The 25,365-nt window shown below is 48.4% G+C and carries 20 protein-coding genes; 17 read left to right on the top strand and 3 right to left on the bottom strand.

From position 1 onward, the window contains the following. Nucleotides 1–98: 98 nt before the first annotated feature. The 8 genes from QZZ54_RS11665 to QZZ54_RS11630 all read left to right on the top strand — a co-directional run bounded on the left by QZZ54_RS11665 (nt 99) and on the right by QZZ54_RS11630 (nt 10,909). A complete protein-coding gene (locus tag QZZ54_RS11665) occupies nt 99–1,076 on the top strand; it encodes a dipeptidase (RefSeq protein WP_290702863.1) in 978 nt (325 codons plus the stop codon). Between the two features lie 176 nt (nt 1,077–1,252). Further along, the gene (locus QZZ54_RS11660) at nt 1,253–1,783 is read left to right on the top strand and encodes a 4-vinyl reductase (RefSeq protein ID WP_290702862.1); all 531 of its coding nucleotides are present in this window, start codon (nt 1,253–1,255) and stop codon (nt 1,781–1,783) included. Between the two features lie 266 nt (nt 1,784–2,049). Next, on the top strand, nt 2,050–4,113 hold the full coding sequence (dgcA, locus tag QZZ54_RS11655; RefSeq protein WP_290702861.1) for a dimethylglycine demethylation protein DgcA: 2,064 nt from the start codon (nt 2,050–2,052) through the stop codon (nt 4,111–4,113). Nucleotides 4,114–4,356: 243 nt separating this feature from the next. Further along, the gene (locus QZZ54_RS11650; RefSeq protein WP_290702860.1) at nt 4,357–6,282 is read left to right on the top strand and encodes a (Fe-S)-binding protein; all 1,926 of its coding nucleotides are present in this window, start codon (nt 4,357–4,359) and stop codon (nt 6,280–6,282) included. After that, the gene (locus QZZ54_RS11645; RefSeq protein ID WP_290702859.1) at nt 6,282–7,559 is read left to right on the top strand and encodes an electron transfer flavoprotein subunit alpha/FixB family protein; all 1,278 of its coding nucleotides are present in this window, start codon (nt 6,282–6,284) and stop codon (nt 7,557–7,559) included. The genes QZZ54_RS11650 and QZZ54_RS11645 overlap by 1 nt, the downstream gene beginning before the upstream one ends. Continuing rightward, complete coding sequence (locus QZZ54_RS11640) at nt 7,549–8,373, top strand: electron transfer flavoprotein subunit beta (protein ID WP_290702858.1); 825 nt, start codon at nt 7,549–7,551, stop codon at nt 8,371–8,373. The genes QZZ54_RS11645 and QZZ54_RS11640 overlap by 11 nt, the downstream gene beginning before the upstream one ends. Before the next feature lie 599 nt (nt 8,374–8,972). Further along, complete coding sequence (locus QZZ54_RS11635; protein WP_290702857.1) at nt 8,973–10,547, top strand: BCCT family transporter; 1,575 nt, start codon at nt 8,973–8,975, stop codon at nt 10,545–10,547. Nucleotides 10,548–10,666: 119 nt separating this feature from the next. Next, nucleotides 10,667–10,909 carry a hypothetical protein gene (locus tag QZZ54_RS11630; protein WP_290702856.1) on the top strand — a complete coding sequence of 81 codons (243 nt, stop codon included), beginning with the start codon at nt 10,667–10,669 and terminating at the stop codon, nt 10,907–10,909. A 26-nt stretch (nt 10,910–10,935) separates the two neighbouring features. On the opposite strand, the gene QZZ54_RS11625 is transcribed toward QZZ54_RS11630, so the two are convergent. Together QZZ54_RS11625 and QZZ54_RS11620 are read right to left on the bottom strand one after the other, a co-directional pair. Continuing rightward, a complete protein-coding gene (locus QZZ54_RS11625; RefSeq protein ID WP_290702855.1) occupies nt 10,936–11,202 on the bottom strand; it encodes a DksA/TraR family C4-type zinc finger protein in 267 nt (88 codons plus the stop codon). 134 nt (nt 11,203–11,336) lie between these two features. Beyond that, a complete protein-coding gene (locus tag QZZ54_RS11620) occupies nt 11,337–12,611 on the bottom strand; it encodes an aromatic ring-hydroxylating dioxygenase subunit alpha (RefSeq protein WP_290702854.1) in 1,275 nt (424 codons plus the stop codon). Nucleotides 12,612–12,964: 353 nt separating this feature from the next. Between QZZ54_RS11620 and QZZ54_RS11615 the strand changes: the two genes are divergently transcribed. From QZZ54_RS11615 to QZZ54_RS11605, 3 genes are all read left to right on the top strand, one after another. Then, nucleotides 12,965–14,092: a hybrid-cluster NAD(P)-dependent oxidoreductase gene (locus tag QZZ54_RS11615; protein ID WP_290702853.1), complete on the top strand. Its 1,128-nt coding sequence runs from the start codon at nt 12,965–12,967 to the stop codon at nt 14,090–14,092. Between the two features lie 138 nt (nt 14,093–14,230). Beyond that, nucleotides 14,231–16,102, top strand: a complete 1,872-nt coding sequence (locus QZZ54_RS11610; RefSeq protein WP_290702852.1) for a DUF294 nucleotidyltransferase-like domain-containing protein — start codon at nt 14,231–14,233, stop codon at nt 16,100–16,102. 13 nt (nt 16,103–16,115) lie between these two features. Continuing rightward, nucleotides 16,116–16,823, top strand: coding sequence for a 3'-5' exonuclease (locus tag QZZ54_RS11605; RefSeq protein WP_366645491.1), 708 nt, complete (start codon nt 16,116–16,118; stop codon nt 16,821–16,823). Nucleotides 16,824–16,922: 99 nt separating this feature from the next. On the opposite strand, the gene fdhA is transcribed toward QZZ54_RS11605, so the two are convergent. Continuing rightward, nucleotides 16,923–18,122 (bottom strand): formaldehyde dehydrogenase, glutathione-independent, encoded by a 1,200-nt coding sequence (fdhA, locus tag QZZ54_RS11600; protein ID WP_290702850.1) that lies wholly within the window; start codon nt 18,120–18,122, stop codon nt 16,923–16,925. A 523-nt stretch (nt 18,123–18,645) separates the two neighbouring features. Here fdhA and QZZ54_RS11595 point away from each other — a divergent pair. The 6 genes from QZZ54_RS11595 to QZZ54_RS11570 all read left to right on the top strand — a co-directional run bounded on the left by QZZ54_RS11595 (nt 18,646) and on the right by QZZ54_RS11570 (nt 25,062). Further along, nucleotides 18,646–19,764, top strand: a complete 1,119-nt coding sequence (locus QZZ54_RS11595) for a GlxA family transcriptional regulator (RefSeq protein ID WP_290702849.1) — start codon at nt 18,646–18,648, stop codon at nt 19,762–19,764. A 268-nt stretch (nt 19,765–20,032) separates the two neighbouring features. After that, entirely contained in the window at nt 20,033–20,437 is a 405-nt protein-coding gene (locus QZZ54_RS11590; protein ID WP_290702848.1) for a hypothetical protein, read from the top strand. 207 nt (nt 20,438–20,644) lie between these two features. Beyond that, nucleotides 20,645–21,310 (top strand): SDR family oxidoreductase, encoded by a 666-nt coding sequence (locus QZZ54_RS11585; protein WP_290702847.1) that lies wholly within the window; start codon nt 20,645–20,647, stop codon nt 21,308–21,310. Between the two features lie 815 nt (nt 21,311–22,125). Beyond that, the gene (gene dctP / locus QZZ54_RS11580; RefSeq protein WP_290702846.1) at nt 22,126–23,163 is read left to right on the top strand and encodes a TRAP transporter substrate-binding protein DctP; all 1,038 of its coding nucleotides are present in this window, start codon (nt 22,126–22,128) and stop codon (nt 23,161–23,163) included. Between the two features lie 64 nt (nt 23,164–23,227). Beyond that, nucleotides 23,228–23,764, top strand: a complete 537-nt coding sequence (locus QZZ54_RS11575) for a TRAP transporter small permease subunit (protein WP_290702845.1) — start codon at nt 23,228–23,230, stop codon at nt 23,762–23,764. Then, nucleotides 23,764–25,062, top strand: coding sequence for a TRAP transporter large permease (locus QZZ54_RS11570; RefSeq protein WP_290702844.1), 1,299 nt, complete (start codon nt 23,764–23,766; stop codon nt 25,060–25,062). Before QZZ54_RS11575 ends, QZZ54_RS11570 begins: the two co-directional genes overlap by 1 nt. Nucleotides 25,063–25,365: the final 303 nt, after the last annotated feature.

Here is a 25,365-nt window from a genome sequence, read left to right as displayed (position 1 = left end):
CTGATTCTAATGATGGAAAGGTCTGCTGCAGTCCTTTTTACCTGCGGGCCTGTGAATTTACCGGGTACCGATAAATCTGATTCAAAAGGATAACAACAATGAACCCAGTTGATCTGCACAATGACTCCATCGTTATCGATGGCTTGATCTGCGCTAAATGGGAGCGCGCTCTGTTTGAGGATATGGCAAAAGGTGGCCTGACCGCTGCTAACTGTACCGTTTCATTCTGGGAAAATTTTGAAGGCACTGTTCGTAACATCGTTGAGATGAACGAGTTGATTGAAGAGAGCAGTGATCTGCTGCTGAAAGTACGTACCACTGAAGATATCCACCGGGCGAAGCGAGAAGGTAAAACCGGTGTGATGATGGGCTTTCAGAACGCCAATGCGTATGAAGACCAGATCGGCTATGTAAAGGTCTTTAAGGATCTGGGCGTGGGCATTGTGCAGATGTGTTACAACACCCAGAACCTGGTAGGCACGGGTTGTTATGAGCGTGATGGTGGTTTGTCCGGTTTTGGTCGTGAGATCGTCGCTGAGATGAATAAGCATGGCGTGTTGTGTGATCTGTCTCACGTAGGGCCGAACACCGCTAAAGAAGTTATCGACGAATCCAAGCAGCGAGTTGCTTACTCCCATTGTTTGCCTAACGGACTTAAAGAACATCCCCGTAACCGTTCCGACGAAGAGCTGAAGTATATCGCTGATAAAGGTGGTTTCGTCGGCGTTACCATGTTTACCCCGTTCCTGCGTGCCGGTGTGAACGCCACTATTGATGATTACGTTGAAGCGATTAAGTACATCTACAACATTGTCGGTGAAGACGCGATCGGTATCGGTACTGACTTCACTCAGGGCCATGGTCATGACTTCTTTGAGTACCTGACCCACGATAAAGGCTACGCCCGCCGTTTGACCCGTTTTGGCGAAATTATTAACCCGAAAGGTATTCGTACCGTGGGTGAATTCCCGAACCTGACTGAAGCACTGTTACGCAATGGTTTCTCTGAAACCCAGGTGCGTAAAATCATGGGTGAGAATTGGGTAACCCTTCTTAAAGATGTTTGGGGTTCCTGACTACTGCGCTTGATCATACAGCGTTAAAAGCTGACTCGCGGTGCTCACTTAGTGAACTAAGCTCCGCGCCGCTCGCCAACTTTTGCCTTGTGTGTTCTGCGCTCGTTACGTCAGGAATAATGGATAAAAGAATTTAGTTGTAGTTAAAAAATAAAAAGAATTTGAGGTAAAGAACTATGGGTGTACATGCGCCAGAAATGCCAATTGAAGTAAATGATGAAACCGGAGTATGGACCACCGATGCACTGCCGATGCTGTATGTGCCACGCCACTTCTTTGTTAATAATCACATGGGTATCGAGGAAGAGATCGGCGCTGATCGCTATGCCGATATCCTCTATAAGGCGGGTTATAAGTCTGCTCATTACTGGTGTGAAAAAGAAGCTGCGGAGCATGGGCTGAGCGGCGCGGATATCTGGCATCACTACCTCAAGCGCCTGTCTCAACGGGGTTGGGGTTTCTTCATCACTGAAGAATTGGATCTGGAAGCAGGCACCGCCAAAGTTCGCCTGGAAAACTCTGCCTTTGTTTACCAGTACGGTAAAGTAAATCGTAAAGTTGATTATATGTTTACGGGCTGGTTTGCCGGTGCCCTTGATCAGATCGCTGAAAGCCTGGGTTATGACGTTCGAACTAAGGCTGAGCAGACACAGTGCGCTGCCGAAGAGGGTTGTGAGGTAGGTTACTTTGAAGTAACGCCTCTTTAAAAGGCTGTTGAAAGCTACTGCGCTTGATCATACGGCGTTAAAAGCAGGCTCGCAGTGCTCATTTAGGAAACTAAACTCCGCGCTGCTCGCCAACTTTTGCCTTGTCTGATCTGCGTTCGCACGCTTTCATTCACCCTTTTGGGTAAAGAAAAAGATAAGCGGTAAAAACCGTTTATACATAAATTTAAATATTTGAATAGAGGATTGTTTGAAGCGTAGCGCTTTAAACAATCCCTTCCATTTAATAGGTATCGGGGTGAAGAATCATGTCCCAGTTTGATGTTCTGTTTGAGCCTTTAAAGATTAATAATCTGACAATCCGCAACCGTATTGTCAGTACGGCTCACGCCGAGGTTTATGCGACCGATGGCGGTATGACTACTGATCGCTACGTTAAGTACTACGAGGAAAAAGCCAAAGGTGGCTGTGGCCTGAGTATTTGTGGTGGTTCCAGTGTGGTATCCATCGACAGTCCTCAAAGCTGGTGGAGTTCGGTTAACCTGTCTACTGATCGTATTATTCCGCATTTCCAGAATCTGGCGGATGCAGTGCATAAGCACGGCGGTAAGATCATGATTCAGATTACCCATATGGGACGTCGTTCCCGTTGGGATGGTGAAAACTGGACTAACCTGATGTCTCCCTCCGGTATCCGTGAGCCTGTTCACCGGGCTACCTGTAAAATTATTGAAGAGGAAGATATCTGGCGGGTCATCGGTGACTTTGCGCAGGCTGCGCGACGTGCCAAAGAGGGTGGTCTGGATGGTGTCGAACTCTCTGCTGTGCACCAGCATCTGGTCGATCAATTCTGGTCTCCACGGGTTAACAAACGTACCGATAAGTGGGGCGGCAGCTTCGAAAACCGTATGCGCTTTGGTATGGAAGTACTGAAAGCCGTGCGTGCAGAAGTTGGCCGTGATTTTGTTGTCGGTATGCGTATCACCGGTGATGAATTCCATCCTGATGGCTTGAATCACGAGGATATGAAAGAGATCGCCGCTTATTATGATGCGACCGGAGAGCTGGACTTTTTCGGTGTGGTTGGCTCGGGTTGTGATACCCACAATACCCTGGCGAACGTTATCCCAAATATGAGTTATCCACCGGAGCCGTTCTTACATCTGGCGGCGGGTATCAAAGAAGTTGTGTCTGTTCCGGTGATTCATGCCCAGAACATTAAAGATCCAAATCAGGCTAAACGTATTATCGAAGCCGGTTACGTCGACTTTGTTGGTATGACTCGAGCCCATATTGCTGACCCACATATCATTGCCAAGATCAAAAATGATCAGGTCGATCAGATTCGTCAGTGCGTTGGTGCGAACTACTGTATCGACCGTCAGTATCAGGGACTGGATGTACTTTGTATTCAGAATGCTGCGACCTCTCGCGAGTACATGGGACTGCCCCATATTATTGAGAAAACCACCGGTCCGATTCGTAAGGTTGTCGTTATCGGTGGTGGGCCTGGTGGTCTGGAGTCTGCCCGCGTGGCGGCTGAACGGGGCCACGAGGTTATTCTGATTGAGAAGGCTGATGAACTGGGTGGTCAGATTACGCTGGCATCTAAAGCGCCTCAGCGAGATCAGATCGCAGGTATCACTCGCTGGTTGGCGATGGAAGTTGAGCGTCTGGGCGTTGATGTCCGTTTGGGCACCGAAGCGAATGAAGAATTGGTTCGTGAGCTGAACCCCGATGTTTGTGTGATCGCTACCGGTGGTATTCCCTTTATTGATCAGAATCCTGAATGGGGTGCTGCAGAGGGATTGGTTGTCTCTAGCTGGGATATTCTCAGCGGCAAGGTTGAGCCGGGTAAAAACGTACTGATCTACGACACCATCTGCGAGTTCTCCGGTCTGTCGGCTGCTGATTATCTGTCGGCGAAAGGCTCTTTGGTTGAGATCGTTACCGACGATATCAAACCGGGTGTAGGCATTGGTGGTACAACCTTCCCAACCTACTACCGTTCTCTGTATGAGAAAGAGGTAATCATGACCTCTGACTTCTTGCTTGAAAAAGTGTATCGCGAAGGCGATAGCCTGGTGGCCGTTCTTGAGAACGAATATACCGCGCAGCGCGAAGAGCGGGTAGTTGATCAGATCGTAGTTGAAAACGGTACCCGTCCGAATGAAGAGCTGTTTTACGCTCTGAAAGAGGAGTCCCGTAATAAGGGCCAGATCAATAATGAGGCGCTGTTTGATATCAAGCCGCAGCCTGTTCTCAGTGAAACCGGTGACGGTCTTATTCTGTGGCGTCTGGGTGACTGTGTATCGCAGCGTAACGTGCATGCGGCGATGTATGATGCTTTACGCCTGTGTAAAGATCTCTGATCGCATCTGAGCTATTGCGCTTGGAATTGCAGCGTTAAAAGTTTACGGCTGGTGCTTACATGAGCGCTGCTCATCCGTAAACTTTATGCTTTGCACTTCCTGCGCTTATGACGCTCAGATTCGACCAGACTAGATCTGAAAGTTTATGAACTCTCGTACCTGCCTAATCGTTTACAACGTAGGGTAGGTCGGTAAGCAGAAGGGCATGTATAACAGCCCGATACCTTTTTATGAGGGTACCTTATGATTTTTGAGTGGTTACATCCTTTTCTGATTGTCACGGCGCTGGTGCTTATGGTGATCGGTGCCGTACGCCGGGTTAATCTGTGGCGGGCAGGGCAGTCGGATCAGATTGATCTGATTGCCGGCCTGATGGCGATGCCTGGACGCTACCTGCATGATCTGCATGATATCGTTGAACGTGACAAATACATGTCCAAGACCCATGCGGCAACCGGTGGAGGCTTTGTTCTCTCTGCGGTGTTGATTATTCTGGTTCATCTGCTGGGTATCGACAGCCAGATTCTGGCCTGGGCGCTGATGGCTTCACTGGCGCTGATGTTTGTTGGCGCATTGTTCGTATTTAAACGTCGTTTAAATCCTCCCAGCCGGATCTCCAAAGGCCCCTGGATGCGTTTGCCTAAGAGCTTGCTGGCCTTTGCCTGTGCGTTCTTTGTGCTGACACTGCCTGCTGCAGGCGTCTTGCCTGAAGGGACTGGTGGGGTGTTGTTAACACTGGTGCTGACGGGGTTAATTATCTGGGGTATGGGTGAACTGTTCTTCGGAATGACCTGGGGCGGCCCGATGAAGCACGCCTTTGCCGGCGCACTGCATCTGGCATTTCATCGGCGCCAGGACCGTTTTGGGGCGGGTCGCTCTACTGGCCTGAAACCCGTTGATCTTTCTCTTGCTCACGAAGTGGGTGGCGTCTTAGGTGTCGCCAAACCAACAGATTTTAAATGGAACCAGTTACTGGGCTTTGATGCCTGCGTTCAGTGCGGTAAATGCGAAGCGGTGTGTCCGGCGTTTGCGGCAGGCCAGCCATTGAATCCGAAGAAGCTGATTCAGGATATGGTGGTCGGCCTGGCCGGTGGAACAGACGCTAACTATGCTGGTAGTGCTTACCCTGGTAAAGACGTGGGCAATGCTAAAGGCGGTCCTAACCAGATCATTACTGAGGGTCTGCTTGATCCCGAAACTCTCTGGTCTTGTACTACTTGCCGTGCCTGTGTCGAAGAGTGTCCGATGATGATTGAGCATGTGGATGCTATCGTCGATATGCGCCGCTATCTGACCATGGAGAAAGGGCAAACGCCAAATAAAGGGGCAGAGGTGCTGGATAATATTATCGCCACCGATAATCCAAACGGCTATGCACCGGCCAGCCGAACGAATTGGGCTGCAGATCAGAATTTGCCGCTGATGCGCGACGTAAAAGAAGCGGAAGTACTGTTCTGGGTTTCCGATGGGGCATTCGATATGCGCAGTCAGCGTATATTGAGGGCTTTTGTGAAACTGATGAAAGCGGCGAACGTAGACTTTGCTGTGCTGGGTGATGAGGAACTGGACTGCGGTGATGTTGCGCGCCGACTAGGTGATGATGCGACGTTCCAGAGCCTGGCAACGCGTAACTTGGCGGTGTTATCGCAGTATAAGTTCAGCAAGATCGTCACTACCGATCCACACGCTTATCACTGTCTGCGAAATGAATATAACGATTTTGGCTCAGATGCTCTGAACGGAGTGGAGGTGCTGCACCATACCTCTTTCCTGAATGAGCTGGTTCAGCAGGGCAGCCTGAAACTGAATAGCTTCAGTGGCGGCAAAGTCACCTATCATGATCCCTGTTATCTGGGGCGCTACAATGGTGAATACGAGGCGCCCCGTGAGCTGCTACGCTCAATGGGTATCGAGATTGCTGAGATGGAACGCTCTGGCTTCCGCTCTCGCTGCTGTGGCGGTGGCGGTGGTGCGCCGGTTACCGATATTCCGGGTGAGCGTCGTATCGCTGATATGCGTATGGAAGATGTAAACAGCACCGGAGCAGAACTGGTTGCTGTGGGTTGCCAGCAGTGTACAGCGATGTTGGAGGGTGTGGTGGAGCCGCGGCCACAAGTAAAAGATATTGCTGAGATTCTGGTAGATCAATTGGCCGAGGAGCTGCACTAATGACCGATCAAAATTCATTTGATGTCTTGCGACGTGACCCTCGTGCCGAACGGATCATCCGTAACCGTTTGCATCCACTGCATGATACTTATATCAATACGGGTGCTGGCGGTGAATTAACCGAAGTCCGCGGACCATCGGGGCTGCTGCGTAAAAATCCTCATAATGTAGGCTTTATTGGGCCAAACGGGATCAAGCGAATTGACCGTTTGAAAGGTAATGCAGCGGCTTCCGGTAAAGGTCGTCGTAGTAGTGCCGCTCAGGAAACTCTACTACCGCTCCACCAGGTTGAAAATCCTGATTTTTATGTGGTGGTTGTACCGGATATGGTGGGTGGACGCCTGACCGGTCAGGATAAAGATGTTATTGGTCAGGCACATAAACTGGCTGTGGGCATTGAGGGCAATGGCGCGGTTCTGGCGGTTTGTTTTGGTCAGAGTAAAGAGGAGCATTTCGATACCGCCGGTGTTGACCGGCTGTTGCTGCTCGATGACGACAGCTATGAAGGTTACTGCCCAGAGCAGCGATTAGCTGCGCTGGTACAGGTTGAGTCTGCGTATAAACCACCTTTCTGGTTGTTCCCAGATAGTGTGAATGGGGGTTCAGATCTGGGCTCTCGGTTGGCGGCACGTATCGGCGAACGTCCTGCTGCGCAAGCCTGGCAGGTGGACAATCAGACGTCTATCTGTCGAGGTGCGGCAGGTACCATCGATATCACTCGTACGACGCCAAGACTGTTATTACTGGCCGAAGAGTGTGCGGATCAGATTGATGAAACCCGACATGAGGCCTTGCCAGTTGAGCTGGGGGCTGTTCCTACAGTAATTGCTAAGCTGCAGGACCAGGGACAGGTTGCCGTTGATCCAAATGCGATCTCTCTGGCAGAGGCTGAGTTCATCCTTGCTGCCGGTAACGGTATTCATAACTGGGATCAGTTTCATACTGCGGCATCCATCCTGGGTGCAACCGAAGGTGCTAGCCGGGTGGCGGTGGATGATGGCTTTATGCCACGTGTCCGTCAGGTCGGTGCTACGGGTACCTGGGTGACTGCACGGGTTTATTTAGCGGTGGGGATCTCTGGTGCGATTCAGCATATGCAGGGTATCGGTCAGTGCGACAAGGTTATCGCCATTAATACCGATGCCGGTTGTGACATGGTGAAACGTGCTGCGCTGAGCACGATTGGCGACAGTCAGGAAATTCTCAATGAACTGATGACGTTGGTGCAGCAATTCCGCACTCAGCAATCTGAGGGAGGTGATCAGGATGCAGCCTAAGCAATCTATAGCAGCAACGGGTAATAATTTGAAAATTGTATCTCTGATCTCTGTCGGCAAGCATCCGCAGTCTGGGCGTGTACGCCGGGCTGATCAGGATAGCCGTGCGGTAGAACTCGGGATGAAGCTACTCGATTCGGGAAACCCCACGGGAGGCGATAGTCTGGTTGTGTTGCATGCGGGTGATCCCAAGGAGCCGGGATTAAGAGGTTATGCTGGCATGGGACTGAATTCGGTTCAGGTGCTGGAACTTGATCCGGCAGCTGATGCTGTGGCGCCCTTAGGAGAATATCTGCAACAGTTCGCCCCGGATATTGTGCTCACCGGTGTACGTGCAGAGGGTGGCGAGTCATCCGGAATGGTGCCTTATCAATTGGCAGAAAAACTGGGTTGGCCTATTGTGCCACGGGTGGCTGATATTATTTCTGTTGAGGCTGGGGTCGCGGAAGTATTGCAGGCACTTCCCAGGGGGCAGCGACGTTCACTCAAGATTCGATTGCCGTTTATTGCCAGTATTGACTCTGCTGCACAGGATGCGCGTCAAAGTGCTTATGGTCCTGCCAGTCGCGCTATGATGGATATAGAAATCGTAGATTCATCGACCGATCAGTTGCGTGAAAACTGGAGCGAAGCACCAGCCAAAAAGAGACCCAAACGGTTAAAAGTTATAAAAGCTAAAACCGCCGCTGAACGCTTTAAAGCCGCCACTGCTAAATCTCAGAGTGAGGGAGGTAAAGTGATGCAGAATGAATCTGCTGCAGAGCAGGCACAAGCGATCTTTGATCTTCTGTTAGAAGAGGGTGTGTTGCGCTGATTTGAATTTGCTTAATAGAGTTATGTAGGTAAGTTATTAGTTTTTTAATAAAATCTGGTTAATGTCGTTATTTGCATAAATTGTGCCGCTAAATATGGTCTTAATCGGTTTTTATTGTGTAATATTAAGTTCGTTTCTTGCACTTTGCTTTGATTTGAAACGGCCTGACCCGAAAACTGAATTTACTGATATGTTCAGACCCAGGCATTTATAGCCACTCCAAAGTTCACGGCTCTGGAGTGGTTTTTTTTGTCTTTTTTTTAAGATGATTTATAGGCTTTTTTCATGTGCCGTTTCTAACGATTAAATATCTTAATGTTCTCTGCGACGGCAGATTTCCAGATGAAATTCTAGCCTGTCGAGAATAGGCATTTTACTGTTCTTTCTGTCGTAATAAGTCAGCTATCAAAACCCTACTCCTCATAAGATGGACACTTCTTGCGCAAAAATTACCGACAGCTTTTGCGGGCTTAAAGGTCAATGTTTGATGCGGGAACTGTCAGGCAGGGTTGCAGAAAATAACACTATTTGGCTCTGGCGATTCATGGGTGATCTGCATTCCGTCTGATAGCAATATAAAAAGAATCTGGAGTAGTTTTATGAACCAAAAAGTTCAAAACGGTCCTAAGTCAGCTGAGTATACCTCTGACTATAAGGCCGGGCAGGATAATGTTCAGGTACTGGGAATGGATATTCACAATCCGGTTTTTACCACCAGCGCACTAGCTATCCTGACCTTTATTGTACTTGCCCTGGTGTTTCCTGCTGACGCTAAAGTGATGCTGGAAGGCGCTCGTACCTGGTCAATTGAAACCTTCGACTGGCTGTTTATGATTGGCGGTAACGTTTTTGTGTTGTTCTGCCTACTAATGATAGTGCTGCCGGTCGGTCGGATACGTCTGGGGGGAGCTGAGGCTAAACCCGATTTTAGCCGTATGTCGTGGTTCTCTATGCTATTTGCTGCGGGTATGGGTATCGGTTTGATGTTCTGGAGTGTTGCAGAACCGGTAGCGTACTATACCGACTGGTGGGGTACTCCGCTAAATGCTGTGCCAAATACGCCTGAAGCTGCTGCTTCAGCGATGGGTGCAACCCTGTTTCACTGGGGTTTACATCCCTGGGCTATCTACGGTGTTGTAGCGTTGGCATTGGCCTTCTTTACCTACAATAAAGGCTTGCCTCTAACGATTCGTTCAGCGTTTTATCCACTACTGGGCGAGCGGGTATGGGGTCCTATCGGTCATGTGATCGATATTATTGCGGTATTGGCGACCATCTTTGGTTTAGCGACCTCTCTGGGCCTAGGTGCTTCTCAGGCTGCTGGCGGATTGAATTATCTGTTCGGCATAGAGAATAGTATCACCACTCAAATCGTTATAATTGCTGTGGTATCAGCAATAGCAATTATCTCCGTTACACGTGGTCTGGAAGGCGGTGTAAAGCTGCTTAGTAATATTAATATGCTGATCGCTGCAGCGTTACTGCTGTTTGTAATAATTGCAGGTTCCCTGGGTGGATTCTTTAATAATCTGGTACTAACAGTCAGTAGCTATGCGACTGATATTGTTCCCTTGAGTAACTGGGTAGGACGTGAAGATGAGAAGTTCTACACGGGCTGGACAGTATTCTACTGGGCATGGTGGATATCCTGGTCTCCGTTCGTGGGGATGTTTATCGCACGGGTATCTCGGGGCCGGACAGTACGTGAGTTTATGATTGCGGTATTGCTTATTCCTACGGTGGTATCTGCTATCTGGATGGCAGCCTTTGGCGCGCAGGCGCTTGATCAGGTGCAAAGCGGCACTGGCGCTCTGGCGAGTGGTCTGAGTGATGTCTCCCTTGCAATGTTCCAGATGCTGGACAATTTACCATTGTCAGGTATTACTTCGGCATTGGCGATTATTCTGGTATTGGTGTTCTTTATCACTTCATCTGATTCAGGTTCGTTGGTAATCGATTCGATTACGGCTGGAGGTAAAGTTGATTCTCCTGTGCCGCAGCGTGTTTTCTGGGCGGTGCTACAGGGGTTGATTGCCGCGGTGCTGCTATATGGTGGAGGCGCTGAAGCGCTGAAAGCGCTGCAGGCGGGTGCTATTACAGCAGGATTGCCATTTACAGTCATTCTGTTGCTGATGTGTTTTAGTCTCTATAAGGGATTGAAGACTGAGGTGTAAGGACACCGCTGGTCTAAAACTCTGAAAAGATAAAGCTGGCTTAATGCCAGCTTTTTTTCGTTCTGATACAGTGCTATAAAGCACCAGTATTGACGGTTTGTTTACAGGAGATAAACACTATGATGATCACTGATCTGATTGACCAGGATGATTACTTTGATCTGCTAGAGCAGGCAGGTGTACCTTTGGAACCGGGCTGTTCACCCCAGCAATGCAGTCAGGCCGCTTTGCTATGGTTGGAAGATCAGAATGACGAAGTACGTGACCAGTTTGGGGCATCGATGCATGAACTGAAAACGCAGATTACGGTGATGTTACCGGAGGTGCGTGATGCACTATCGTTATTGATAGATGTGGAATGAGTTAAAGATTTAGAGCAGACGGGTAGTTATCTTAACTGGCTATCTTTGCTTCCCCGGCGGTTGAAACTGCCCGAATTCGATTCTGTGCTTTCGAGTGCGCTCTGGCAGGTAATACATAAGCGAATTCCAGGAATAGCCTTGCGACGGTTTTCTGGAATCAAGCAATCACATTCCTCACAGTACTTAGCGCTTTCGCCAGCGTGCAGGCGACTGCGAGCCAGTTCTACCGCATCATCGACACTGGCATCAATTTGATCTTGCACTGCGCCATCGCGGGACCAGCCTCCAGCCATAATTTCTACCTTTATTGATTCAGATTGTTAGTTGCTAACAGCTGTCTGTCTACAGGGATCTGTTGATAACTATAGACGTATAAATAAAAAAGGCTGATGCAACTAAGCATCAGCCTTTGTTTAATAATGTAAGCTTATTTTGCCTTCAGGTTCTTCTGTACGGTATCGCTGTACCATTCCATGAAGTTAACGATGCCGAACTCAAAAGTTTCTGAGTAGGGGCCTGGCTGATAACCGACAGAGTTGATACCCCGCTGGTTTTCTTCACCTAGAACACGGTCCTGTTCGTTGGTTGCATCCCAAACTTTTCGCAGCTGTACTGGATCGTAATCAACGCCTTCAACGGCATCTTTATGGACGAACCATTTAGTCGTGACAATCGATTCCTGAGCAGAAATTGGCAGTACCCGGAAGACGATGAAATGATCCGACTGCATGTGGTTCCACGAATTTGGCAGGTGCAGAATACGCATGGAGCCCATTTGTGGATTTTTGATGCGTCCTAGCAGTTTATTGCAGCCGGCTTTGCCATCCATCGTCATTGCCTGAGTGCCTTTCTTCAGCGGCATACGCACGATACGGTTGCGCAGCCCGGGGCCAAAACTCTGGTGCTCGTGAGGGATGCCTTCGGCGTCCCATGCTGCGGCCTGGTCTTTGCAGTGGTCTTTGAACTCTTGTGAAGCACGGGGATCGTTAGTGTCATCCCACTCCAGCAGGCTGTTCAATAGTTCCGGGTGGTTAGCTGAACAGTGGTAGCATTCACGGTTGTTCTCAAGCACCAGTTTCCAGTTGGCTTTTTCATACATGCTAGATTCCACCGCCAGCTTGGTGTTCTCTACATCATAAGGCTCCATGTACTCTTCAAGGGTAGATAGAAACTCATCGAAGTCACCTTCTGGTTCCTCTTTGCCCAGACAAACGAAGATAAAGCCTCCGGCTGTTTTACAGAAGGCTTTTTTGAGTCCGTGCTCCTGCGTTTCAAAACTGTCGCCCATTTCAGTGCCGGCGAATAACAAGTTGCCTTTCAGATCATAGGTCCACTGATGGTATGGGCAGACCAGGTTAGCCACTTTACCCCGGTGTTCTGAGCAGATACGCGAGCCACGGTGACGGCAAGTGTTGTGGAATGCATTGACGCTGCCGTCGGCATCCCGTACGACTAATACTGGGTTTTGCGCAACCTCAACAGTAAAGTAATCGCCACGGACTGGTATTTCGCTGGTCATACCAACAAACAGCCATTCTTTTTGAAATACCTCCTCGACATCAATCCGAAACATCTGTGGATCGTTATACAGAGGTTGGTCAAGGGAGTAGTTGGCCGGGCGTGCCTCAAGCCGTTCAGCCATCTCCTTCCGTGCTTCATGGATCGTAGCGCAGGTTGAATTGAGTAGGTCGTTTTGGTTCATCAGTCGGATCATCCTTCAAGGCACCGTTGTGCATCTAAAAATTGATCAGGAATAACCCTGATCGGAATAGTGGTATTGCATGGGTTCATCCTCTACCAGGCTATGTTTATGAGATTGACCATTTGCGACAAAAACGAATACATAATCGACCAAAATTGCATGACATGTCGGGGATGGTCGCAATAAGCAAATAAATGTCGTTAGTGGTTAATATTCGAAAACCGGCTCGACAGACAATGTGCTCAATGAGTATGAATTGGTGGGGCGCTGTTTTAGCAACCATCCGATTGAGTTCAATTTTTAAGCCCAATAACTGAACCGGTGCATTACCGCGCACCGATGAGAGATACACCATGACTAATACCGTCCCTGCTACTGTTGGTTCCGACAGCTTTATCCCGGTAAATACCCAAACCTGGGTCAACGGTCGTCACAATGTTCGTTGTGTCAAAGTGATCCGTGAAACCTGGGATGTGTGTACCTTTTGCTTTATGTCAGAACAACCGGTGATGTATTTCTTTAAACCGGGCCAGTTTGTCACCCTTGAGTTAGAAATTGAGGGCAATCAGGTGATGCGTTCCTATACGATTTCAAGCTCACCTTCGGTGCCTTATAGTTTCTCTATTACCGTAAAGCTGGACGCTAACGGATTAGTTTCAAGCTGGTTGCATGAGAATATGAAAGAGGGTGACCAACTGGCGGTACACGGTCCGGTTGGGCAATTCAACTGTATTGATTTTCCTTCCAGGAAAATACTGTTGTTATCCGGTGGCGTAGGTATCACTCCTGTTATGTCGATGGCGCGCTGGTGGTTTGATACCAACGCGGATGTAGACATCGCCTTTGTGCACAGTGCCCGTACACCAAAAGATATTATCTTCCAGCGTGAGTTGGATCATATGGCTTCAAGAATCAGTAACTTCAGCCTGCACCTGATCTGTGAACACATTGAAAGCGGTCAGGCATGGCATGGCTATCGAGGTTACCTTGATCAGTCCAAACTGGAGATGATTGCAACGGACTTTATGGAGCGGGAAGTGTTCTGTTGTGGCCCCGCACCCTACATGAATGCGGTTAAGAAACTTCTGCAGACTAATGGTTTTGACATGAGCCGTTATCATGAAGAGTCCTTTGGTGAGATGCCGGTCGGTGTCGAAGAGGAAGCGATTGAGAATGCTGATATTGCACAGGACGAAGCTGATGCGCTAACCCAGGCTGATATGCTTAGGGTTGAGTTTTCTAGTAAAGGTAAGAGTATTCAGATCGCCCCCGGTGAAACACTTCACGCAGCCGCTTCTAAGCTTGATCTGCTGATTCCTAAGGCCTGTGGTATGGGAATCTGTGGTACTTGTAAAGTACTGGTGGTAGAGGGTGAAACAGAGATGTCCCATAACGGCGGTATAACCGATGAGGATGTAGCAGCCGGTTATGTCTTGTCTTGCTGCAGTGTGCCAAAAACCGATGTTGTTCTCGATTTTTGATAGTACTGAGTGTTGTTGAAAATCGCCTGCGGGCGATTTTTTGTTGTTAGAGCTATCAAAAGTGCTATTAAAGCGCGATGAATAGAGTTTTAAGTTGTGCTCTAAACTGAAATTTTAAGCATTATTCCGGAATAATCGATGCAAGCAGAACAGGTAGAAATAGCTGGGTTTCTGAAGCAGTACCCGCCCTTTAATACGCTTCCTGAAACTGTTGTAGATGATATAGCCTGCCAGGCGGAAATTTCATATTACCGTTCCGGTAATGATATCTACCAGTTCGGGGATGAAATAAAAGATCTCTGTATTATTCGCAGTGGTGCGGTGGAGATCTATCGTCGTAACGGTGATCTTTATAATCGTCTCAGTGAAGGTGACCTGTTTGGTCAGCTGGGACTGTTGATGAACAATAAAATCCGGCTACCTGCGCGGGCGTTAGAAGATTCACTGATCTATTTTATCCCTGAAGCATTGTTCATCGAACTCTGTGATCGCTTTGACTCTTTTGCCTACTTTGTCGAAATGGATGATAACCGTCTGCGTCAGGCGATTTCCAGTAAGCAGGAAAGTAATGATCTGATGGTATCAAAAGTGACTCGACTGATCTCCCGGGAGCCAGTCTGCCTCGATGATTCTGCGACTATCCGTGAGGCAGCCCAGAAGATGACTGATGAGGGCGTGTCATCCATACTGATTATGCAGGCCGCAGACAGCAACAGAGAAGAGGATGAGCCGGATCAGTCAGTGGCTGGTATTCTCACCGATCGGGACCTACGTAGCCGGGTGGTTGCACCGGGTCTGAATCTGGATGCGCCGGTGACGCAAGTCATGACGGCCGAACCGATCACGCTGGATGAAGATGCTTATGCCTTTGAGGCGATGCTGACGATGCTACGCTTAAATCTCCACCATCTGCCGATTCTTGAAAATGGTCGTCCGGTAGGTGTGCTGGCGACCTCGGATATTGTTCGTTATGAATCCCAAAGCAGCCTGTATCTGGTCAGTAACATTATGCGACAGAACAGTGTCGAGGAACTGGCGCAGTTACAGCCGCAAATTAGTGCCTGTTTTGTACGCATGGTAAATGAAGACGCTAACTCTCATATGATCGGCAGTGCGATGTCGGTCATCGGTCGTTGCTTTAAACAGCGCTTACTGGAACTGGCGGAAGAACAGCTTGGGCCACCCCCCGTACGCTATTGTTTTCTAGCGCTGGGATCGATGGCCAGAGATGAGCAGTTACTGATGACCGACCAGGATAACGCGCTGATTCTGGATAATAGTTTTGATGCGGCTCAGCATGGGAAGTACTTTGAAGCCTTGGCTAAGTTTGTTAGTGATGGGCTGAATACCTGCGGCTATGTTTACTGCAGCGGCGATATCATGGCGACCAATCCCCTGTGGCGCAAAACCCGTCGGGAATGGGAGGAAACTTTTGCCGACTGGATAGAAAATCCGGACCCTGAATCGCTGTTGAATTGTTCAATATTTTTTGATCTGGACGGTGTGTTTGGTAAAACGAGTTGGGCTGATCAGCTCAATCTCTTTATCGTGCGTAAAGCAAAACGTTCACCGCGTTTTCTTGGCAGCATGGGCCGTAATGCTCTGAGTCGTAAACCGCCTTTGGGTTTTTTTAAAGGCTTCGTTATGGAAAAAGATGGTCAGCACCGAAATTCAATCAATCTCAAACGCCGGGGGACAGCTCCTCTTTCTGACCTGATTAGGGTGCATGCGCTGGCGGTGGGTTCCAGAGCCCAGAATTCATTTGAACGGCTGGATGATGTCGTTAAAGCCGGCATACTTCCAGCTGGTCGGGAGAATGATCTGCGTGATGCGATGGAGTTTATCGCGATGGTGCGTATTCGACATCAGGCTCTGGATATTGAGACAGGGCGGGACGTTGATAACAGTGTTGAACCGGAAAATCTGACTGATTTTGAACGCCGTAACCTGAAAGAAGCCTTTCAGGTGTTGAGTAATAGTCAGCGTTTTCTGAAATTTCGTTACCCATAAATAAGTGGCTCTTGTGACAGACTCTAACCTAGTAAACTGGCCTGAATTATTTCAGGAGCAAGCACTCACCGCCCAGGATGAGCGTTTAAGGGCATTCTATGAGCAAGGAACAGTAGCCGGGGATACGCCTCTGTCCGATGTTCCTTTTGTCGCATTAGATTTCGAAACCACCGGGTTGAATGCAGGCAGTGATGAGATTATCAGTATTGGTTTGGTGCCTTTCGATCTGAATAGAATTCGCCTACGTGAAGCCCGGCACTGGTTGCTGAAACCTCGGAGAGCGATGAAAGATGAATCTATTGTTATTCATGGTATTACCCATACGGAGCTGAGTGATGCGCCTGACTTGAATCGGATTCTTGAGCAGGTACTGGAAGCTATCGCAGGTCGGATAGTGGTGGTGCATTATCGTTATATTGAGCGTGAGTTTCTTGATGCTGCGCTAAAAAGACGTATCAGCGAGGGGATATGCTTTCCTATGGTTGATACCATGGAACTTGAAGCGATGCTCTACCGTCGAGGAGTAGGTCAGTTGATGAAGCGGTTGATTGGCTGCAAGCCGGAATCTATTCGTCTCGGGGATAGCCGAAGTCGTTATAACCTGCCGCACTATGGTCAGCATCATGCACTAACCGATGCGATTGCGACTGCAGAATTGCTGCAGGCCCAAATTCTCCACCGCTACAGTCATATTACCCCGCTGAAAGAAATCTGGATCTGATAGTTTTATATCACGACGGGTGAATAACTAATCGAGGTATAAAGGGATAAAGAAAAGCCACCGACAGGGCGGTGGCTTTGCAAGGAGCAGCGCTAAAGTTTAAGCCGCTACACTACCGTGTGGGTCGATTACGAATTTCTTAGCTGCACCGCCATCGAAGTCAGCGTAACCTTCAGGCGCCTGATCCAGAGATATCATCTGCACGTTAACCGCCTTAGCAATATCCACCTTATCAAACAGGATCGCCTGCATCAGAGGACGGTGGTATTTCATTACCGGGCACTGGCCGGTATGGAATGAGTGAGATTTAGCCCAACCAAGCCCGAAGCGCATGCTAAGAGCACCTTCTTGAGCTGCTTCATCAACGGCACCTGGGTCTGCGGTAACATACAAGCCCGGAATACCTATCTGGCCACCGGCACGGGTGATCTGCATTGCAGAGTTCAGCACCGTTGCAGGTGCCTCAACACCGTGATTACAGCCGCAAGCATGGGCCTCAAAACCAACGCAATCGACGAAAGCATCCACTTCTCGCTCACCCAGAATGACTTCCAGCTTATCGGCCATATCGCCTTCTTGGCGCAGATCTATTGTTTCACAACCAAAGCTGCGTGCCTGTTCCAGGCGGTCTTCAATCATGTCGCCAACGATGACACAGGCCGCACCTAATAACTGTGCAGAGACAGCTGCCGCCAAACCAACAGGGCCCGCTCCAGCGATATATACCGTTGAACCTGGTCCAACGCCAGCAGTGACGCAGCCATGGAAGCCAGTAGGGAATATATCTGATAGCAGCGTGAGGTCGCGGATCTTCTCCATCGCCTGGTCTGAATCAGGGAATTTCAACAGGTTGAAGTCAGCATAGGGAACCATAACGTACTCTGACTGCCCGCCGACCCAACCACCCATGTCGACATAGCCATAGGCTGCGCCAGGGCGTGCAGGGTTAACGTTTAGGCAAATACCAGTGTTGCCCTCTTTACAGTTGCGGCAGCGACCACAGGCTATGTTGAATGGGACAGAGACGATATCACCGGGTTTAAGAAACTCTACATCGTCACCGCACTCTATGATCTGGCCGGTAATTTCATGACCGAGCACTAAGCCCGATTGCGCAGTGGTACGGCCGCGCACCATATGCTGGTCAGAGCCACAGATGTTAGTTGTCAAAACCCGCAGAATGACACCGTGATTACACTTGCGGTTACCTATTGAAAGTTCTGGAAAGGGGATCGCTTCAACAGCGACTTCACCCGGGCCTTTATAGACGACACCACGGTTTGCATGATTGCTACACATGGATGCTTCTCCCATTATTTTATTATTGGATCACCCGGTAATGGGTGTGATACCACCATAATTAAAAGCGAGGGATGCAGACTGACCGGCACCGCGCCCTAATTGATCAGAAACGACATTAGAAGGGTGTTCTGTCTATGAACAGGGATAATAAAGACGGTTATTCTTTTAGCGACCGGCTAAGTACCGGGGCTAATTTTTAAGGGAAGAAAAAGGCAGCTGAATGGTAGCGTCGCTTAGAGGTAAGTGAAATCAGGAAGTGGTCGTTTTTGGATATTCTTTGTTTGATATAAATCAAATAGTATTGATTTTGTCGTTTAGTTACAAAATAAGACCTAAGTCAATTATGTGCTGAATAAAAAACGACAAAACTGGCGACGAATATACAGTTCAATGTACTTCTTCAGCCACCCTTGATTGTCCTGAAAAATATAAAAAACTAACGTGAGTGAAGAACATCGGTGTGAGTCTGTTTCGCGCCTTTCAGATTGTCTTTGTTACGCGTTATAAAGGGTGTTTCATCATGACTTTATCTACTGCATTGGATCCGATTAAGGATTACCAAAAAGCCACCCGGGTAGGGTTTTTACTACTCGACAATTTTACCATGATAGCTCTCTCATCTTCGATAGAACCACTGAGAATGGCGAATCAATTATCGGGTTTAGAACTGTACAGTTGGCACATGGTATCTGAAACCGGTGAGCCGGTGAGTGCCAGTGATGGATTGAGCTTTAAGCCGGATTATTCCTGTGCAGATATGCCTGAATTGGATCTGCTGATTGTGTGCGGTGGCGTGGACATCACCCGTAGCTTTACTAAAAAACAAGTTAGCTGGCTACAGCTGATGGGCCGTCGGGGGGTGACGCTGGGAGGTATCTGTACCGGAGCCTATCTGCTGGCTCATGCCGGTTTACTTGATGGTTATGATTGCAGTACCCACTGGGAATGCATGGCGTCACTGCAGGAACTCTACCCTAAAGTGAACTGCAATAATCGACTATTTTCGGTGGATAGAAACAGGATGACATCCTCCGGTGGAATCTCGCCTATGGATATGTTCCTGCACATGGTGTCACTGCAGCATGGTCCGAAATTATCTATGGCCGTGTCGGATATGTTCATATGCGACAGGATACGCAGCGAGTTTGATCAGCAAAAAGTTCCTTTGCGACAGCTACATAACTGTGGTGAAAGTAAACCTAAGCTGGTTGATGTGATCGAACTTATGGAGAATAACCTCGAAGAGCCTATCGGTCTTGATGAGTTGGCTGCGTTTGTTGACGTTTCCCGTCGGCAACTGGAAAGAATGTTTCTGAAATATCTAAATTGCTCCCCATCCCGCTACTATCTGAAGTTGCGTCTTGATCGGGCTCGCCAGTTGTTGAAACAGTCGAGCATGGCGATTGTTGAGATATCGACCGCCTGTGGTTTTGTTTCAACCCCTCATTTCAGCCGTTGTTACCGTAAGCATATCGGTATTTCGCCCAGGGATGAACGTAAAGGTGTGTGGGCGACTAATTCGTCGATTGAAGCGCGAGAGCCGCTTCAGGATGACGGCTTTCTTGCCAATATAAAGCGTTCTGTCTCGGTATTGAATTCAGCGCAGACGGAACCGAGCTTTGGCTCAGTTGCGATCTGAGTGAGTCACTTTAGCTGTTAGCACTAACCTGGAATTACCAGGTTAGTGCTAGAGACGCAGATTAAAAAAATACTTGGCCAATTTTAGTATATTTGCATGACTTAGCTCCCCGGAACAGGCTTCTTCTTAACATATCCTCTTCTACTGTATGCCTTTCAGCCGGATTTCCTTACACTGTGTATAAAGCTAAATATGCAGGGATATAAGCGCTTGTCCCTCGTGCCGCTGTTATATTTGGGCTATTAAATCTTGCTGGATACAAAAACCAATGAAGCATTTATTCTTCCTGATGTTTATTTGTCTTCTTTCCGGATGTGCCGAAGCAGATACTCTAAAACCCTTTACTACTGATGGCTGTAGCTCTTTCCCTGACGGTACTTTGCACGAAGAGACACTGTGGAAAAGCTGCTGTACAGCACACGATGTATCCTATTGGAAAGGTGGAACCTATGAACAGCGGCTCGATGCTGATAAAGCATTAAAGGCCTGTGTTGCTAAAGTAGGTAAACCAGCCATCGCCGAAGTGATGCTGGCTGGAGTCCGTGTTGGCGGTAGTCCTATTTGGCCAACAGAGTTCCGATGGGGGTACGGCTGGTCATACTTCAGATGGTACGGGGAGTTGACCGAAGCGGAGCGGGATCAGGTCGAAGCTTTGAAACCTGAATTGCCGTAGTTCGTTGTTCGAACGTCACAAAAAACGTGACTTGCTCGTTGCTCGAAAAAGTCTACTAAATTAGATTTGTGAAAGCGTGCGTTGTAGAAGGAGGAGGGGGATTAGTATCTTGGTGAATTAACCAAGTCCCTCGATCTAAGATTGAAATTTGTTTCTCTACCCCAATCTATACAGATAACTTAATTATTACTTTATAGGCACTTATTCATGTCTCAAACTGTTGTTATTACTGGTGCAAGCCGGGGAATCGGTCTGTCTTTTTGTCGGTTGTATCAGTCGCGCGGGTATGAAGTCTATGCTGTGTGTCGAAGTGCCTCTGAAGAGCTTAAGTCGCTCGGTGTACATATTATTGATGGGGTTAATGTTACCCAGCACCAGGGAGTTGAACGTATGCGTTCAGCGCTGGAAAATGTCAGTATCGATCTGCTGATTAATAATGCCGGTATTTTGCGTAATGAGGTACTGGGGGATATCGATCCAGACCAGATTCGTCAGCAGTTTGAAACTAACGCGTTGGCGCCTTTGCTGGTGACAGAAGCTTTAACAAGCCGCTTCGTTGCGAATGCAAAAGTGGCGTTGATCACCAGCCGAATGGGTTCAGTAACGGACAATACCAGTGGTGGTCGTTACGGTTATCGCATGTCTAAATCCGCACTGAATATTGCCGGTGTCTCGCTGTCACATGATCTCAAACCTCGAGGCGTTGCTGTCGCTATTTTGCATCCGGGACTAGTCGGTACAGAGATGATCGGTGGTCATGGTGACATCACCCCTGATCAGGCTGCAGAGCGGCTTTCCCAACGCATAGATGGGCTGACATTGGAGAATAGTGGAACGTTTTGGCATTCGAATGGCGATATTTTGCCCTGGTAAAAAAATCGTTGCTCGTAGCTCGAACGTCACAAAAAGCGTGACTTGATCGTTGTTCACAAAAGCCTTATTACTGGATCCGGTGAAAACGTGCTTTATAAGATGGGTCCGGTAGAGCTTGCGCTTTGTGTGGGAGCGACGCCCTCGTCGCGATAGATTTGTAGGAGCTGCTTTAAGCAGCGAAAAGCATTGCGGCAGATTGCCACCCCTACATTTACCAGTAAACACTGATCAGTTTGGTATTTAAAAGGGAGCCTTCAGGCTCCTTATGTTTTTCTAGCCCCTAGCAAGCGGCGAAGCCGCGTCTAGCGAGTCGCGCAGCGACGTACTAACCACTTGAGCGAAGCGAACCAATCGGCACCAATTCACAACCATTCTCATCTAAGTATTTTCTGACCCGATCTCGATATTCTTGATAAAAATCAATTACTTTCTCTACTGTGATTAATCGTTCTTACTTCATCACTCTACGTGAGTGATTTGAAGTGTCGATTCTCATAAACTCTTATTTGGTGATGTTAGTCACCGACCATTTCAGAAACGACACTTCTACTACCTGTTTGCGAAGCGGCGATAAAAGTGACATAAGTGAAATGAATTACCATGCATTAATTGTGTGAAAATTAAGTAATGTGTTTATTTGTTTTAACGTATTTAAAATCTACATAAATAAATAATGATGGAGTTAATCTCTGTATTAGTGGTATTTGACCGCTGATCTTCATTGCTGGTATCTATGTGCTCCCGGGAAAATACAACGGATTCTACTGTGCCATACAGTGACTCTTTGATAAAAAATAACAACGGCGAGTATGTAAATGACTATAAAAAATAATTCGACCAGTACACCTGCTTTTGCTAAAAGAAGGATTCGTTCTCTATTGACCGGTCTCGTGGCTACAGGTGTTCTGATGGCCGGTTCAGCACAGGCTGCTTCCCTGAAAATGGCAACCGATTCAGGAGCAAAAGGGTCCCCCGCTGGAGATACTCTGGAACGCTGGGCAGAGTTGATTGAGACCAACTCAAATGGCGATATCGACGTTAATGTTTTTTACCAGAATGAACTGGGCAGTCAGAACGAAGTATTCGATCTGCACGTGGCAGGCGATGTTGATGTAATGCTCAACTGGCCAATGACTTCTTATGATAAGCGTATTGGAGTTATCTACACCCCCTACATGACCTTAACCTGGGATGAGGCGATCAAAGCCTATAGTCCGGGTGGCTGGGTTAATAATATGCTCGGTGGTATCTACTCCGATATCGGTCTGAAGTTCTTTGGCCCTTGGCCTGAAGGCTTCAATGGTGTCGCTACTAAGGGTAAATACGCCACCAATATTGCAGAAGCGGATGGGCTTAAAGTCCGTACGATGACGGTATTCCCTGCGCCTCAGACAATGCAGGCTTTGGGTTACCAGACTGCTGCTATCGACTGGGGCGAAGTTTACACTTCACTGCAGACCGGCGTTGTTGATGGTGAAGCGGGTAACGTAATCTACTGGGATTACGAATACTTCCGAGATCTGCTCGACTATTACGTTCGCTCTAAGCACTTCTTCATGACCGGTGTTCTGAGTATGAACCAGGAATCCTTCGATGAGCTGAATGAAGAGCAACAGAAAGTTGTAGCTGATGCCGCTAACGAAGTGATGATGACTCAGTTCAAAGATGCACAAAAGCAAGATCAGCACTACGTTGCAGAAGCTGAAAAAGCGGGAATGAAATACTTTGAGTTGTCCGATGAGCAGATAAAAGAATTTGCAAGGGCAGCCCGCGAGAAAGTATGGCCACTGATGGATCAGGAAATTGGCTCTGAAATTATGGATACCATCCGGGCGAACGCAACCAAGTTGTAACGCTTTTAGCCCCCGACGGCGGTACAGCGATTGTACCGCCGTTTTTGCTTTCTGAGGTAATGCCATGATTGTGCGTTTCTTTACCGGGCTGGACCTAAAGTTTAGTTGGTTGCTCAATGCAATCGCTGTGATTAGTAGCCTTGCTCTGGTGGGCTTGATGCTATTTCTGGTCGTGGCTCGTTATATATTTGGCTGGTCCATTATAGGCTTGCTGGAACTGATTATGCTGTGCGGTATGTGGCTGTATATGGTGGGTAGTCTTATTGCCAGCCGTAAACGTGAGCATCTGGTGGTTGATTTTGTTCAGACCAGTATTCGAGACCGACAGATCCGTCGGTATCATCAATGTTTTATTTCGCTGATAACTCTGGTGATTACCGGGTTCTTCGTCTATCTCGCTTATCGGATGCTGGCTTGGGGGCTGCGTCGACCGCAACACACCCCGGGTTTGTCGATTCCCCTGTGGATACCTCAGAGCGCTATCATGTTTGCCAGTGTTGGCTGCGCCCTGTACGCCCTGCGGGACTTAATTCAATGCGTAATTGGTTATCATCCAGAGCCGGTTATTATCGCTGAAGCAAACCAGCAGGACATTCGCTGATGGAAGGTTTAATAGCTGTAGGAATATTATTGTTCCTGATGATTGTAGGGGTGCCTGTAGCCTGGTCTTTTGCCGGCGTACTGGCGTATCTGACGTTCGCTTACGATGCTAACTTTAATACCCTGATGTTGCAGGGCTACCGGTCTATCGATTCGGTAATTTTGATAGCGTTGCCGCTGTTTGTACTGACCGGCTACCTGATGCAGAGTGGTGGTATCGCACTCAGACTAGTGAACTTTATTGAAGTCATGGTGGGTAAGCGTAAGGGAGGCATGGGAGCGTCGATGGTCCTGGCCTCCGGTATCTTTGGTGCTATCGCCGGTACTGCTACGGCGGCTGTTGCGTCGATCGGAACCATTATGGTCGGGCCACTGGAGAAACGGGGTTACCCGCGAGGTTACTCTTCGGCACTCCTGGGGATTTCCTCTCTCCTGGGTATTCTGATTCCACCTTCGATAACGATGATTCTGTTTGCGGTAGTAACACGGCAATCGGTTGCGGCTTGTTTTGCAGCATCAATCGGACCTGCCTTGTTACTTATTGCAGGGTTGATAATGGCCAACCGCTTTAGTGTGGGTCGCCTGTTTCAGGAGGTTTCTGCCGGGGCTCAGGATGGTCTGGAAAAACTGCCATCCAAAGGCACCGCAGCTTTTCGTGCATTACCAGCACTATCCCTACCAGTTATTATTCTGGGAGGGATCTATGGTGGTATCTGCACGCCGACTGAAGCGGCTGCGATAGCTGCATTTATGGCTATTGTGATCGGTTTCTTTGTCTATCGGGATCTGACGCTTAAGCGTTTGAGCGATAGTGTGATAGCGGCTGCTGAAACCACCGGTACGGTAATTCTTATCCTGCTGTTCAGCTTCATGATTGGTAGGATATTGGCATCAGAGCGGATTCCCCAGGAACTGACAGAGGTGATTACTGATCTGGTCCAGGACCCGTTTAAGATTCTGATCGCGGTGAACATCTTTCTGATTATCGCGGGCATGGTTATGGATGATGTGTCTGTGACGGTGGTGGTCGCGCCACTGTTTATGCCGTTGATGGTTGCCAGTGGGGTCGATCCGATACACTTCGCGTCGATAGTTGCCTGCTCAGTGGTAATCGGGGCTAACAGTCCACCGGTGGCGCCTATTCTCTATATGGCTTGTCGTATTGGTCAGGTGCCTATTCATAAAGCGATGTTACCTGCACTCGGGCTGATGGCCTTCGTTGGGCTGCCGGTGATGGCGGTTACTAGTTTAGTACCGGAACTGTCGCTATTCTTCCCCAGGTTACTAGGGTTGATGTAGAGCATTAGGGCCGTAGCTCGGAAAATCCTTCTTTTGGGAGAGGCTGAGAACGTGCTTTGTAAGATGGGTTTTTGCTTTGTTTGGTGATTTGTAGGAGCTGCTTTAGCATGCCCTCTGGATACCAGCAGCGAAAAGCATCGCGGCAAGATGCTGCTCCTACATTTGCTGGTGATTACTGGTCTGACTGATAGTTAAAAAGGAGCCTGACGGCTCCTTTTTATTTTATGCAGGGCTGGTCTAACTCAGGTCGATTAAGCTAGTTAGTAGTGAGGCACGCACTCGTGTCGATGAATAATCTCGACA

The organism is Amphritea sp., assembly GCF_016744155.1.
Lineage (GTDB): Bacteria > Pseudomonadota > Gammaproteobacteria > Pseudomonadales > Balneatricaceae > Amphritea.
Note: the sequence above shows the minus strand (reverse complement) of the source record. Positions and strands in the feature narration are given on the sequence as shown.